Genomic DNA, 13717 nt, shown 5'->3' on the forward strand with positions numbered 1-13717 from the left:
GGCACGATCGTGGCGCCCGCTCAGTTGTCCGCAACTGGGCGGGCGCCGTGCTCTACCTGGCGAATGTGCGCCGGGTAACATCGGATTCGTTTTATGTAGCCGGGCACATCTGCCCGGACCGGGATCGGGCTGTTAGAGTCCGTTCCCAGCCATGGATATCGGGCGGTCCGCCCGGCACCCACCCCGCTCCGCCAGGGATCATGACCGGCGGCCCGCGTCGCGCAGGAGGAAGAAGTTGCTGTCCGCCTTTCTCAGTGCGTTCCGTACGCCTGACCTGCGCAAGAAGCTGCTGTTCACAGTAGGCATCATCGCGGTCTACCGGCTGGGCGCCACGCTGCCCAGCCCGGGTGTCTCGTACGGCAACGTGCAGAAGTGCCTCGACACGATCCAGGGCAGCACCGGCGTGCTGAGCCTGCTGGATCTCTTCTCCGGTGGCGCGCTGCTCCAACTCTCGGTCTTCGCGCTGGGCATCATGCCCTACATCACCGCGTCGATCATCCTGCAGCTGCTGACCGTGGTCATCCCGCGTCTGGAGCAGCTCCGCAAGGAGGGTCAGGCCGGCCAGGCGAAGATCACCCAGTACACCCGCTACCTCACGCTGGGCCTGGGCATCCTCCAGTCCTCGGCGTTCGTGGCGCTGGCGCGCTCGGGTCAGCTCTTCAACAACCAGTGCGACCAGTTCCCGATCGTCCCGCGGGGCACCGGCATCCCGGACTGGCTGACGCTGACCATCCTGGTCATGACGATGACCGCAGGCACCGGCATGGTGATGTGGCTCGGTGAGCTGATCACCGACCGCGGCGTCGGCAACGGCATGTCCGTGCTGATCTTCACCTCGATCGCGGCCCGGCTCCCCAGCGAGGGCTGGAAGATCAAGACCACCAAGGGCTGGGGGATGTTCCTCCTCGTGATCGCCCTGGTCCTGCTGGTCATCACCGCGGTCACCTTCATCGAGCAGGCCCAGCGCCGGATCCCGGTGCAGTACGCCAAGCGCATGATCGGCCGGCGGATGTACGGCGGCACCTCCACCTACATCCCGCTCAAGGTGAACCAGGCCGGCGTCATCCCGGTCATCTTCGCCTCGTCGCTGCTCTACCTGCCGCAGCTCGCCCTCCAGTTCTTCGACCAGAACAACCCGGGGAAGACCCAGGCCTGGATCCAGAACCACATCGTGAAGGCGGCGGCGCCGGAGCACATCGCGATCTACTTCCTGCTGATCATCTTCTTCACCTACTTCTACGTGTCGATCACGTTCAACCCGACCGAGGTCGCGGACAACATGAAGAAGTACGGCGGCTTCGTGCCGGGCATCCGCCCCGGCAAGCCGACCGCCGAGTACCTCGACTTCATCCTCAGCCGGATCACCCTGCCGGGCGCGCTCTACCTGGGCATCGTCGCGATCCTGCCGAACTTCTTCTTCATCTGGCTGGACAACCAGCAGTTCCAGAACTTCCCGTTCGGCGGCACCGCTGTGCTCATCATGGTCGGCGTCGGTCTGGAGACCGTGAAGCAGATCGAGAGCCAACTCATGCAGCGGAACTACGAAGGGTTCCTGCGGTAGATGCGACTCGTTCTGGTTGGCCCGCCGGGCGCGGGCAAGGGCACGCAGGCGGAGTTCATCGCCGCTCACCTCTCGGTGCCGAAGATCTCGACCGGTGACATCTTCCGGGCCAATGTCTCCCAGGGCACGCCCCTGGGGGTCGAGGCCAAGCGGTACATGGACGCCGGCAAGCTGGTCCCGGACGAGGTCACCATCAACATGGTGCGGGACCGGCTCGCCGAGCCGGACGCCGCCGAGGGCTTCCTCCTCGACGGCTTCCCGCGTACGACGCCGCAGGCCGCCGCGCTGGACAAGCTCCTCGCCGACCTCGGCACCGCGCTGGACCTGGTGCTGGAGCTTGTCGTCGACGACGACGAGGTGATCCGGCGGCTGTCCGGCCGGCGCACCTGCCGCGGCTGCGGCAAGATCTGGCACGTCGAGTTCGACGCCACCACCCGTGAGGGCGTCTGCGACCGCTGCGGGGCCGAGCTGTTCCAGCGGGACGACGACAAGCCGGAGACCATCGCGGCCCGCCTGCGGGAGTACGCCGAGAAGACCGCGCCGCTGGTCGACTACTACGGCGCCCAGGGCAAGCTCGTCGGCATCGACGCGACCGGGCCGGTGGAGGACGTCACCGTCCGCGCCATCGACGCCCTCCGCTCGTACGGCGGCTGACGTCCCGCCGGATTCCGGCGGATAGAGTGCGAACAGCGGGGTACGTGCGACGTGCCCCGCTGTTCCGCGCAACGAAAGGTAAACGCCTCCATGCGTCGTCCCCAGCTGGACATCCAGCTGAAGACCCCCGAGCAGATCGAGCTGATGCGGGCCGCCGGTCTGGTGGTCGCCCGCGCGCTGCGCCGGATGCGGGAGGCGGTCGCCCCCGGCGTCACCACCGCCGACCTCGACGCGATCGCCGAGGCCACCATCCGCGAGGCCGGCGCCATCCCCTCGTTCAAGGGCTACCACGGCTTCCCGGCGTCGATCTGCTCCTCGGTCAACGAGCAGGTGGTGCACGCCATCCCGTCGTCGACCCAGGTGCTCCGCGAGGGCGACCTGATCTCGATCGACTGCGGGGCGGTGCTCAACGGCTGGCACGGCGACGCGGCCATCACGGTCGGCGTCGGCGAGGTCGACCCGGCCCTGCTGAAGATGGCCGCGGTCGCCGAGGACGCCATGTGGGCCGGCATCGCGGCCGCGGCGCGGGGCGCGGCCAGCGGGAAGGGCCGGCTCACCGACATCTCCCACGCGGTGGAGACCGCGGTCCGCCAGGGCGGCCGGTACGGCATCGTCGACGGCTACGGCGGGCACGGCATCGGCACCGAGATGCACCAGGACCCGCACGTGCTCAACCACGGGCGCCCGGGCAAGGGTCCGCGGCTCGTGCCGGGCCTGGCGCTGGCCATCGAGCCGATGATCACCATGGGCTCGCCGCGCACCGTGGAGCTGTCCGACGGCTGGACCGTGGTGACCCGCGACCGGTCGATGGCGGTCCACGTCGAGCACTCGATGGCGCTGCTGGACGACGGCGTCTGGGTGCTGACCGCCGAGGACGGCGGCCGGGCCCGGCTCGGCGAGCTGGTCACGGCCCGGCAGCCGGCGGACTCCCCGGCCGTCTGAGGGGACCCGCCCGCCGGCTGCGCTCCGGCCCACCCGCGAGGTTCCGGCCCGCTCGCCGCGTTCCTGCGTGCTCTCGAGGTTCCGGGCCGCTTGCGAGGTTCCGCCCCGGGCGTCCGGACCGCGCGGTGCGGAGCGCGTTGGCGGGGCGGTGGCATGCGACCGCGCGGTGCGGAGCGCGTTGGCGGGGCGGTGGCATGCTTGCCCTCATGGACGGGCGGAGCGGGATGCGGGCGGCCGACGCCGACCGGGAAGCCACAGCGGAGCGGCTCCGGGTGGCCCTGGAGGAGGGCCGGCTCGACCTGCACGAGTACGACGAGCGGCTGGTCCGGGCGTACGGGGCGAAGACCTACGCCGACCTGGACGAGGTGGTGGCCGACCTGCCCGGGACGACACCCGCGCACCGAGCCGCGGTGGCCCCGGCGACGCCGCCGGCGCCGTCGGCGGTGACCGACGCCGGCGGGACGGTCGTGGCGGGCGGGCGCGGCGCCGGCGGGCTGCTCGCGATCTGGTCGCCGTGGCTGCGGGTCGCCGGGATCCTCACCGCGATCTGGTTGTTCGCCTCGCTCGGCTCCGGGCACCTCGGGCACTACTGGCCGGTCTGGGCGATCGGGCCGTGGGGCTTCTTCCTGTTGATGCGTACCGTGGGTGGCGGACACCACGGGTGGCGCCCGGCCGAGCGGCGTGGCCGGGCCCGGCGGGACCGTCGCCGGCGTCGCTGACCCGACCCACGGGCTGTGGCGAGCGCCACAGCCGGCAGGCAGGGCCTGGCGAATCTCCTCCGTCGGGGTGACCGACGGGGTGGCCGGTTTGGCGACGGCGCGCAGGCGGGCGTACACTTTCTGATCGGCGCACAGCGTCCACTCCGGCATGCCCACCCTGCGCTTCGGTGGGACTCGGAGCCGCGGCTGGCTCGGGCTCGGCGAATCTCGCCGGAGCCCGTGTAAGACGTTGTGGGCCGTCCGGAGCAACCGACGTCAGGACAGCGGAGGACATGCCGAAAAAAGACGGAGCCATTGAGATCGAGGGTCGGGTCATCGAGCCCCTGCCGAACGCCATGTTCCGGGTGGAGCTCGCGAACGGCCACAAGGTGCTGGCTCACATCAGCGGCAAGATGCGGCAGCACTACATCCGCATCCTGCCGGAGGACCGGGTCGTCGTCGAACTCTCGCCGTACGACCTGACCCGCGGGCGCATCGTCTACCGCTACAAGTAAGCCTGACGGCGGCCGGGACGTCCCCGTGTCCGTCTTCGACGTCCGGGTCGCGCTCGTCGCGTCTCCGGGCCAGATGGGAAGTAAGGCAACCGTGAAGGTCAAGCCGAGCGTCAAGAGGATCTGCAACAAGTGCCGGGTGATCCGCCGGCACGGCCGGGTCATGGTCATCTGTTCTGACCCGCGCCACAAGCAGCGCCAGGGCTGAACCGTTCCCGCCGACCGTGACGAGCGGCGGCGGAACCGGCCCGGGTCGCAGATCCCGACACACACATCACCAGCTCGTCCCAGCCGCGAGCGGTACGCAGCGCGTACCCCCTCGTGGTTGACCCCCGGTCGGAGGCCGGGGCCCGCTCGGGCAGCGACCGATCCCGGTCGCCGGCGCTGATCGCGCCGGAAGGACAGGGACGGTCGGTAGCGGGGTGGGACGGGTCCACACCTCCGCCACAACATCACGAGGAGTACGCCCGCACATGGCACGTCTAGTCGGCGTGGATCTCCCCCGCGACAAGCGGATGGAAATCGCGCTCACCTACATCTTCGGGGTCGGTCGCACCCGCGCCCTGGAGACGCTGGCCGCCACCGGCATCTCGCCGGACAAGCGCGCTCGGGACCTCACGGACGAGGAGCTCGTGCAGCTCCGCGACCACATCGAGGCCAACTACCAGGTTGAAGGTGACCTTCGCCGCGAGGTCGCCGCTGACATCCGCCGCAAGGTCGAGATCGGCTGCTACGCGGGTATCCGGCACCGCCGGGGCCTGCCCGTTCGTGGCCAGCGGACCAAGACCAACGCGCGGACCCGCAAGGGCCCGAAGCGGACCGTCGCCGGCAAGAAGAAGCCCGGCAAGAAGTAACTAGGAGCGCACAGACTTATGCCACCGAAGGCTCGTGCCGGAGCCGCCGTCAAGAAGGTCCGGCGCAAGGAACGCAAGAACGTCGCCCACGGGCAGGCGCACATCAAGAGCACCTTCAACAACACCATCGTGTCCATCACGGACCCGACCGGTGCGGTCATCTCCTGGGCCTCCTCCGGCCAGGTGGGCTTCAAGGGCTCCCGCAAGTCGACTCCGTTCGCCGCGCAGCTGGCCGCCGAGGCCGCCGCGCGTCGGGCGATGGAGCACGGCATGCGCAAGGTCGACGTGTTCGTCAAGGGCCCCGGCTCCGGCCGGGAGACCGCCATCCGTTCGCTGCAGGCCGTGGGCCTCGAGGTCGGGCAGATCTCCGACGTCACCCCGCAGCCGCACAACGGATGCCGTCCGCCGAAGCGTCGCCGGGTCTGAGAGGTAGAGAGAGATGGCTCGTTACACCGGTGCTGACTGCCGCCGTTGCCGGCGGGAGAAGATGAAGCTGTTCCTCAAGGGCAGCAAGTGCGATGGCCCGAAGTGCCCGTTCGAGTCCCGGCCGTTCCCGCCCGGGCAGCACGGCCGCGGCCGCACCAAGGAGACGGAGTACCTGCTCCAGCTCCGTGAGAAGCAGAAGGCCCGCCGCGTCTACGGCGTGCTGGAGAAGCAGTTCCGCGGCTACTACGAGGAGGCCGTGGGCAAGCAGGCCAAGACCGGTGAGGTCCTCCTGCAGATCCTCGAGTCGCGGCTGGACAACGTGGTCTACCGGGCCGGCTACGCCAAGTCCCGGGACATGGCCCGCCAGCTGGTCAAGCACGGTCACTTCACGGTGAACGGCAAGAAGGTCGACATCCCGTCGTACCGCGTCAAGGAGCACGACATCGTCGAGGTCCGGGTCAAGAGCAAGGAGCTCACCCCGTTCATCGTCGCGCAGGCCGAGGCCGGCTCCAAGACCGTTCCGGCGTGGCTCGAGGCCATCCCCAGCCAGATGAAGATCCTCGTGCACTCGCTCCCGGCCCGCCAGGTGATCGACACCCAGGTCCAGGAGCAGCTGATCGTCGAGCTCTACTCCAAGTAAGGGCTCGTTGCGGTGGCCCGTCCTCCGGGGCGGGCCACCGGAACAGTTTGTGTCGTGGGCGTCATATAGCGGGCGCCCCGGAAGAGAAGAGAAAAGATGCTCATCAGCCAGCGACCGTCTCTCTCCGAAGAGTCGATCAACGAGACCCGGTCCCGGTTCACCATCGAGCCGCTCGAGCCGGGCTTCGGCTACACCCTGGGCAACTCGCTGCGGCGCACGCTGCTGTCGTCCATCCCGGGTGCGGCGGTCACCTCGATCAAGATCGACGGTGTCCTGCACGAGTTCACCACGATCCCCGGCGTCAAGGAGGACGTGGTCGAGCTCGTCATGAACATCAAGGAGCTGTGCGTCAGCTCGGAGCACGACGAGCCGGTCAGCATGTACCTGCGCAAGCAGGGCCCGGGCGACGTGACCGCCGGTGACATCCAGCCGCCGGCCGGTGTCTCGGTGCACAACCCGGACCTGAAGCTCGCCACCCTGAACGGCAAGGGCCGGCTCGACATGGAGCTGACCGTCGAGCGTGGTCGTGGCTACGTCACGGCGGCGCAGAACAAGCAGGCGGGTGCGGAGATCGGCCGGATCCCGGTCGACTCGATCTACTCGCCGGTGCTCAAGGTGACCTACCGCGTCGAGGCGACCCGTGTCGAGCAGCGGACCGACTTCGACCGCCTGATCATCGACGTCGAGACCAAGCCGTCGATGGGCCCGCGTACCGCGCTGGCCTCGGCCGGCTCGACGCTGGTGGAGCTGTTCGGGCTGGCCCGGGAGCTGGACGAGACCGCCGAGGGCATCGACATCGGGCCGTCCCCGCAGGACGCCCAGCTGGCGGCCGACCTCGCTCTGCCGATCGAGGAGCTGGACCTCACCGTCCGCTCCTACAACTGCCTCAAGCGCGAGGGCATCAACTCCGTTGGTGAGCTCATCGGGCGTACCGAGGCCGACCTCCTCGACATCCGCAACTTCGGTCAGAAGTCGATCGACGAGGTCAAGATGAAGCTCGCCGGGATGGGCCTGGGGCTGAAGGACTCGGCTCCGAACTTCGACCCGGCGCACGTCGTGGACGCCTTCGGCGAGGCCGACTACGACACCGACGACTACCGCGAGACCGAGCAGCTCTAGTCCGCGCTGCCGCCACACCTGAGGAGCACCAAGCATGCCCACGCCCACCAAGGGCCCCCGCCTCGGCGGCAGCCCCGCGCACGAGCGGCTGATGCTGGCCAACCTGGCCACTGCGCTGTTCCAGCACGGCAAGATCCAGACCACCGAGACGAAGGCCCGGCGGCTGCGTCCGCTGGCCGAGCAGCTCATCACCAAGGCCAAGCGCGGCGACCTCGCCTCGCGGCGTCGGGTGCTGGGCGTCGTCAAGGACAAGGACGTGGTCTACGCCCTGTTCGACCAGATCGCGCCCCGGTACGCCAACCGCAACGGCGGCTACACCCGGATCGTGAAGACCGGTCCGCGCAAGGGTGACGCCGCTCCGATGGCGATCATCGAGCTGGTGGAGGAGCTTCAGGTCGCCGAGCCGAAGGCGAACAAGAAGACCGCCGCCCGCAAGGCCGCCCAGCAGGACAAGGTCGAGGCCCTGGCCCCGGCCGAGGAGACCCCGGCGTCGGCCCCGGCCGACCAGGACTCCGAGCCGCCGGTGTCGGTGTCCGGCGACACCGCCCAGGCGCGCGAGGACGACGACGAGGCCAGCGAGAACAAGGCCTGAGCTGAGGCACACACCATCGGGCCCGGCATCCCTTCCTGGGGTGCCGGGCTCGACGCCGTGAACGGGAGGTACGAGGTGGACGAGCGGACCCGGCTGCGGCTGGACGTCTCGTACGACGGCACCGGTTTCTCCGGCTGGGCCGCCCAGCCCACCCGGCGGACGGTCGCCGGGGTGCTCATGCAGACGCTCGACCTGGTCCTCGGCGCGGGCACCGCCACGGGGCTGACCGTGGCCGGTCGCACCGACGCCGGCGTGCACGCCACCGGACAGGTCTGCCACCTCGACCTGCCGGCCGAGGTGTGGCGGCAGCACGACGGGAAGCTGCTGCGCCGGCTGGCCCGGCTGCTCCCGCCGGACGTGCGGGTGCGCGCGATGACCGAGGTGCCGGCCGACTTCGACGCCCGCTTCTCGGCCACGTTCCGCCGCTACGAGTACCGGGTGACCGACGCGCCGTGGGGCGCCGAGCCGCTGCGCCGCACCGACACCCTGGCCTGGCCGAAGCCGCTGGACCTGGCGGCGTTGAACGCCGCGGCGGCGGGGCTGGTGGGGGAGCACGACTTCGCCGCGTACTGCCGGCGGAAGGAGAACGCCACCACGCTGCGCGAGGTGACCCGTCTGGACTGGCGACGCGACCTGGACGGGATCCTGGTCGCCACCGTGCAGGCGGACGCGTTCTGCCAGAACATGGTGCGCAGCCTGGTCGGCGCCATGCTGGTCGCCGGGGACGGCCGCCGGCCGGTCGAGTGGCCGGCGAGCCTGCTGAGCCGCCGGGAACGTTCCAGCGAGGTGACCGTGGCGCCCGCGCACGGGCTGGCCCTGGTCGAGGTCGGCTACCCGGCCGACCCCGCCGAGTACGCCCGCCGCGCCGACCTCACCCGCCGCCTCCGGGTGCCCGTCGCCGAGGGCTGAGCACAGCGGAACGGCCCGCCGCCCCGGGAGGGAAGCGACGGGCCGTGGTGGTCGGGCTCAGTTGCGGGTGCCGTCCTGCCCGGCCGTGCCGTCGGTCGGGCTGTCGGTGGGCTGGCTGGCCGCCCCGCCGTTGGCCCGGCGCTCCAGCACGCTCCGGTTCAGGTAGACCTCGATCATGTCGTACAGGATGTCGCGGGCCTTGCTGTCGTCGGAGCTGATGCGTGCCCCGTCGGCCCGGGTGACCACGCAGAAGGCGAGGTAGTGGCCGCGGACCTGCCAGCCGACCCGCGCCGCGGCCGTGGCCACCGCCTCGGTGTCCTCGCTCGCCGCCATGCCGCGGAACCGGCCCTGCCGTTCGTCCAGCATGGGCCGGATCCGGTCGCGCGCCCGCTGGGCGCTGGCCACGTCGGTGAGGTTGAACAGGCCGGCCGTGAGCAGGTGGTCGCCGTCGGGGGAGCGGAGGGTGGCCCGGACCACCTGGTTGCAGCCGAGGCGCACCAGCAGGTCGGCGATCTCGCCGGTGGCCGCCACCGCGCAGCTGCCGCTGGAGTGCGTCTTGAGCACCCGGTACGCCGGCTGCCCGTCGGTCACCACCAGTTGCTGGCCGGGGAAGACCTCCTTGGCGGTGAGCGCCGCCTGGTCGGTGTCCCGGGAGTTGAGGTCGCTCCCGTCGGCCGCGGCGGACTGCTCCACCACGGGCGGGCTGCTCTGCTGGCCGGCCTGCGGCGTGGCGGTCCGGTCGTCGAGCAGGGCGGCCACGGCCAGCCCCGTGAGGGCGAGCAGCATCAGCACGGCGGCCCCGCCGATCAGCACCTGCCAGGCCCGGCCGCCGCCGCGCCGGTGGTCGGCCCGGCGGGCCCGGGACAGGTCCAGCGGGTCGGTGGTCCGGACGACGGGGTCGGGCGGAGCCGAGGTCGCCGGCCTGGGCGCGGCGGCCGGTGTCGGCTGCGGCACCGGTGGCGCGGGCTGCGGCGCCGCCGGCGTCGGCTGCGGCACGGGAGCGGGCTCCCGGGGCGGGGCGGGTCGGCTCGGGGCCGGCGCGGGAACCGGCGGGGCCGGCGCCCGCGTCTCGACGGCCGGTCGGGTGGGCCGGACCGGCGGGGGCAGCGACGGGGTGGGGAAGCGGGACGGCGAGGGACCCGCCGGCGGAGCCGCCGCGCCGGGCACGGACGGGTCCGACCCGGGCTTCGGGTACTCCAGGAAGGCGTCCTCATCGGACTCGTACCGATACACCATGGTGGCTAGAGTAGGGGCCATTGTCCCTTTCGGGGGTAATATCGGGAAATTCTGGCGGAGTGGCGTCGCGTCCTGCCCCGGCCACCGTCGCCGGTACCGATCCCGGGCGGTGCGACAATGCCCGTCGTGACCGGCGACCACTACTTCACCGCGGAACCCACGACCGCCGCCCGGCCGCGCGAGGTCGAGTTCTCCGCCGGCGGGCGCGACTACACCCTCGCCTCGGCCAGCGGTGTCTTCTCCGCCAACCGGCTCGACCCCGGCACCGCGGTGCTGCTGCGCAAGGCCGACCTGCCGGCGCACGACGCCACCGGCGCGCTGCTCGACATCGGCTGCGGCTTCGGGCCGATCACCTGCGTACTGGCCGCCAGCGCGCCGGCCGCCACGGTCTGGGCGGTCGACGTCAACGAGCGGGCCCGCGAACTCACCGCCGCCAACGCCGCCCGCGTCGGCGCCGCCGACCGGGTCCGGGTCGTCGCCCCGGACGACCTCCCGGCCGACGTCGCCTTCGCCCAGATCTGGTCCAACCCGCCGATCCACATCGGCAAGGGGGAGCTGCACGACCTGCTGCGACGCTGGCTGCCCCGGCTCACCCCGGACGGGGTGGCCTGGCTGGTCGTCGCGCGGCACCTCGGCGGCGACTCGCTGCACCGCTGGCTGGTCGAGCAGGGCTGGCAGGTCGAGCGGCACGCCAGCCAGAAGGGCTACCGGGTACTCCGGGTCACCCGGTAATCCGGTGTCGCCCACGCCCGCCCCTCGGGCAGGATGCCCGCGTGGGATACGTGGACGTGGCAGGGGTCGGGCACATCCTCCCGGACGGCCGGGAACTCTTCGCCGAGGTGTCGTTCCGGGTCGGTGAGGGCGCCAAGGTGGCCCTCGTCGGGCCCAACGGCGCCGGCAAGACCACCCTGCTGCGCATGGTCGCCGGCGACCTGCCGGTGAAGACCGGCGTTGTCGCCCGCGCCGGTGGGCTCGGCGTGATGCGGCAGTTCATCGGCATGATCGGCGACGAGTCGACCCTCGCCGACCTGGCGCTGTCGCTCGCCCCGCCGGCGCTGCGCGACGCCGGCCACCGCCTCGCCGAGACCGAGGCGGCCATGCGGGCGGCCGAGGTCCGCGGCAAGTACAGCAGCGCCGCCGGCAAGGCCCAGCTCGCGTACGCCGACGCGCTGGCCGCCTGGGGCGAGGTCGGCGGCTACGACGCCGAGGTGCTCTTCGACACCGTCGCCACCATCGTCCTCGACCTGCCCTGGGACGCCGCCCGGGAACGCCCGGTGCGGACCCTCTCCGGCGGCCAGCAGAAGCGGTTCGCGCTGGAACTCCTGCTCCGCGGCCCCGACGAGGTGCTCCTCCTCGACGAGCCGGACAACTTCCTCGACGTGCCCGGCAAGCGCTGGCTGGAGGCCCGGCTGCGCGAGTCCGGCAAGTCCGTGCTCTACGTCTCACACGACCGGGAACTGCTGGCCCAGACCGCCGACCGGGTGGTCGCCGTCGAGGGCGGCAGCGCCTGGGTGCACCCCGGTGGCTTCGCGAGCTGGCACGAGGCCCGGGTGGCCCGGCACGCCCGCCTCGACGAGCTGCGCCGCCGCTGGGACGAGGAACACCAGAAGCTGCGTGAGCTGATGCTCATGTACAAGCAGAAGGCCGCGTACAACGACGGGATGGCCTCCCGCTACCAGGCCGCCCAGACCCGGCTGCGCAAGTTCGAGGAGGCCGGGCCGCCGCCCGTACCCCCGAAGGACCAGGACATCCGGATGCGCCTGACCGGCGGGCGGACCGGCAAGCGCGCGGTGATCGCCGAGCAGCTCGAACTGGACGGCCTGACCTACCCGTTCGACCTGGAACTCTGGTACGGCGACCGGGTGGCGGTGCTCGGCGCGAACGGCACGGGGAAGTCGCACTTCCTGCGCCTGCTCGCCCGCGGCGGCACCGACCCCGACCCGGCCAACACCCCCGTCGACGGCGCGGCGGCGCTCGCCCCCGTCGCGCACGGCGGCCAGGTACGCCTCGGCGCCCGGGTCCGGCCCGGCCACTTCTCCCAGACCCACGACCGGCCCGAGCTGATGGCGAAGACGCTTGTCGAGATCCTGTGGCGGGGCGACGAGCACCGGGCCGGCATGGACCGGCACGCGGCCATGGCGGCGCTGTCCCGCTACGAGCTGGCCGGGCAGGGCGACCAGCGCTTCGGCACCCTCTCCGGCGGCCAGCAGGCGCGCTTCCTGGTGCTGCTGCTGGAGCTGTCCGGGGCCACCCTGCTGCTGCTCGACGAGCCGACCGACAACCTCGACCTGGCCTCCGCCGAAGCCCTCGAAGCGGGGCTTGCCGCGTTCGCGGGGACGGTCGTGGCCGTCACCCACGACCGGTGGTTCACCCGCTCCTTCGACCGGTTCGTGCTGTTCCGCGGCGACGGCGAGGTGGTGGAGACCCCCGAGCCGGTCTGGGACGTGCGGTGAGCGCCCGGCCGGCGGCATAGGGTGGATCTCGTGACTGAGATGACCTACCGCCGGCTGGGCGACTCCGGGCTCGTGGTGTCCGTCGTCGGCATCGGCTGCAACAACTTCGGCCGCAAGCTCGACCTCGACGGCACCCGCGCCGTGGTGGACGCCGCGCTCGACGCCGGGATCAACTTCTTCGACACCGCCGACATCTACGGCGAGCCGCAGGGCGGCTCCGAGGAACTGCTCGGGCAGGCGCTCAAGGGCCGCCGGGACGACGTGGTGGTCGCCACCAAGTTCGGCATGGACATGCACGGCCTCAACGGGCCCGACCACGGCGCCCGGGGCGCCCGCCGCTACATCGCCCGGGCCGTCGAGGCGTCGCTGCGCCGGCTCGACACCGACCACATCGACCTGTACCAGATGCACGAGCCCGATCCGGGCACCCCCATCGACGAGACCCTCGCCGCGCTCGACGACCTGGTGACCGCCGGCAAGGTGCGCTACCTCGGCAACTCGAACTTCGCCGGCTGGCAGATCGCCGACGCCGACTGGACCGCCTCCTCCCAGGGCCGCACCCGCTTCATCTCCGCACAGAACCACTACTCGCTGCTGGAGCGGAGCGTGGAGGCCGAGGTGATCCCGGCGTGCGAGCGGTTCGGCCTGGGCATGCTGCCGTTCTTCCCTCTCGCCAACGGCCTGCTCACCGGCAAGTACAAGCGCAACGAGGCCCCGCCCGCCGGCAGCCGGCTCTCCGGCGGCGGCCGGTACGCCGAGCGCCTCGCCGCCGCGGATTGGGACACCATCGAGGCGATCGAGGCGTACGCGGCCGAGCGCGGGGTCAGCATGCTCCAGGTCGCCATGGGCGGGCTCGCCGCCCGGCCGGCGGTGACCTCGGTGATCGCCGGCGCCACCACGCCGGAGCAGGTACGCGCCAACGCCGAGGCGGGCACCTGGCAGCCCACCGACGAGGACCTCGACGCCCTCGACGCCCTCCTCTGAGACACCCTCCCGCTGCCCCGGTGCCCTCCTCGGGCCGCCGGGGCAGCGCGCTGTCCGCCCCCGCCGCCCGCCGCCGCCCGCCGTCGCTCCGCGCCCCTCGGGGCGACGTTGCCGCCGGCCAAGCAGCGCGCCACAGG

At 71.8% G+C, this 13717-nt stretch carries 16 protein-coding genes; 15 read left to right on the forward strand and 1 reads right to left on the reverse strand.

The features are described 5' to 3' along the window. Positions 1–235 precede the first annotated feature (235 nt). The 12 genes from secY to truA all read left to right on the forward strand — a co-directional run bounded on the left by secY (position 236) and on the right by truA (position 8907). A complete protein-coding gene (gene secY / locus NLX85_RS12380; RefSeq protein ID WP_254334623.1) occupies positions 236–1561 on the forward strand; it encodes a preprotein translocase subunit SecY in 1326 nt (441 codons plus the stop codon). Continuing rightward, positions 1562–2215, forward strand: coding sequence for an adenylate kinase (locus NLX85_RS12385; RefSeq protein WP_089012511.1), 654 nt, complete (start codon positions 1562–1564; stop codon positions 2213–2215). It begins immediately after the preceding gene. 90 nt (positions 2216–2305) lie between these two features. Further along, complete coding sequence (gene map / locus NLX85_RS12390) at positions 2306–3157, forward strand: type I methionyl aminopeptidase (protein WP_254334625.1); 852 nt, start codon at positions 2306–2308, stop codon at positions 3155–3157. Between the two features lie 206 nt (positions 3158–3363). Continuing rightward, entirely contained in the window at positions 3364–3876 is a 513-nt protein-coding gene (locus NLX85_RS12395) for a DUF1707 domain-containing protein (protein WP_254334627.1), read from the forward strand. A gap of 272 nt (positions 3877–4148) precedes the next feature. Then, a complete protein-coding gene (gene infA / locus NLX85_RS12400) occupies positions 4149–4370 on the forward strand; it encodes a translation initiation factor IF-1 (RefSeq protein ID WP_007073013.1) in 222 nt (73 codons plus the stop codon). Between the two features lie 91 nt (positions 4371–4461). Next, the gene (rpmJ, locus tag NLX85_RS12405) at positions 4462–4575 is read left to right on the forward strand and encodes a 50S ribosomal protein L36 (protein WP_043965539.1); all 114 of its coding nucleotides are present in this window, start codon (positions 4462–4464) and stop codon (positions 4573–4575) included. Between the two features lie 265 nt (positions 4576–4840). Then, complete coding sequence (rpsM, locus tag NLX85_RS12410) at positions 4841–5221, forward strand: 30S ribosomal protein S13 (protein ID WP_091262776.1); 381 nt, start codon at positions 4841–4843, stop codon at positions 5219–5221. Positions 5222–5239: 18 nt separating this feature from the next. Further along, positions 5240–5647 (forward strand): 30S ribosomal protein S11, encoded by a 408-nt coding sequence (gene rpsK / locus NLX85_RS12415; RefSeq protein WP_013288613.1) that lies wholly within the window; start codon positions 5240–5242, stop codon positions 5645–5647. Between the two features lie 13 nt (positions 5648–5660). Beyond that, positions 5661–6287, forward strand: coding sequence for a 30S ribosomal protein S4 (gene rpsD, locus NLX85_RS12420; protein WP_107076458.1), 627 nt, complete (start codon positions 5661–5663; stop codon positions 6285–6287). 96 nt (positions 6288–6383) lie between these two features. Continuing rightward, on the forward strand, positions 6384–7406 hold the full coding sequence (locus NLX85_RS12425; RefSeq protein ID WP_007073009.1) for a DNA-directed RNA polymerase subunit alpha: 1023 nt from the start codon (positions 6384–6386) through the stop codon (positions 7404–7406). Between the two features lie 34 nt (positions 7407–7440). Then, positions 7441–7998: a 50S ribosomal protein L17 gene (gene rplQ / locus NLX85_RS12430; RefSeq protein ID WP_254334629.1), complete on the forward strand. Its 558-nt coding sequence runs from the start codon at positions 7441–7443 to the stop codon at positions 7996–7998. 75 nt (positions 7999–8073) lie between these two features. After that, on the forward strand, positions 8074–8907 hold the full coding sequence (gene truA, locus NLX85_RS12435; protein ID WP_254334637.1) for a tRNA pseudouridine(38-40) synthase TruA: 834 nt from the start codon (positions 8074–8076) through the stop codon (positions 8905–8907). 57 nt (positions 8908–8964) lie between these two features. Here truA and NLX85_RS12440 read toward each other — a convergent pair whose 3' ends face one another. Beyond that, a complete protein-coding gene (locus NLX85_RS12440) occupies positions 8965–10143 on the reverse strand; it encodes a hypothetical protein (protein WP_254335588.1) in 1179 nt (392 codons plus the stop codon). 126 nt (positions 10144–10269) lie between these two features. On the opposite strand from NLX85_RS12440, the gene NLX85_RS12445 reads away from it, so the two are divergent. From NLX85_RS12445 to NLX85_RS12455, 3 genes are read left to right on the forward strand one after another with little or no spacing between them, the layout of a single operon-like run. After that, positions 10270–10875 carry a class I SAM-dependent methyltransferase gene (locus tag NLX85_RS12445; RefSeq protein ID WP_254334638.1) on the forward strand — a complete coding sequence of 202 codons (606 nt, stop codon included), beginning with the start codon at positions 10270–10272 and terminating at the stop codon, positions 10873–10875. 41 nt (positions 10876–10916) lie between these two features. Further along, positions 10917–12596 (forward strand): ABC-F family ATP-binding cassette domain-containing protein, encoded by a 1680-nt coding sequence (locus NLX85_RS12450; RefSeq protein WP_254334639.1) that lies wholly within the window; start codon positions 10917–10919, stop codon positions 12594–12596. A 21-nt stretch (positions 12597–12617) separates the two neighbouring features. Beyond that, positions 12618–13580 (forward strand): aldo/keto reductase, encoded by a 963-nt coding sequence (locus tag NLX85_RS12455; RefSeq protein ID WP_254334640.1) that lies wholly within the window; start codon positions 12618–12620, stop codon positions 13578–13580. Positions 13581–13717: the final 137 nt, after the last annotated feature.

It is taken from the genome of Micromonospora sp. A3M-1-15 (genome assembly GCF_024213425.1).
In the GTDB taxonomy this organism is placed as follows: Bacteria; Actinomycetota; Actinomycetes; order Mycobacteriales; family Micromonosporaceae; genus Micromonospora; species Micromonospora chersina.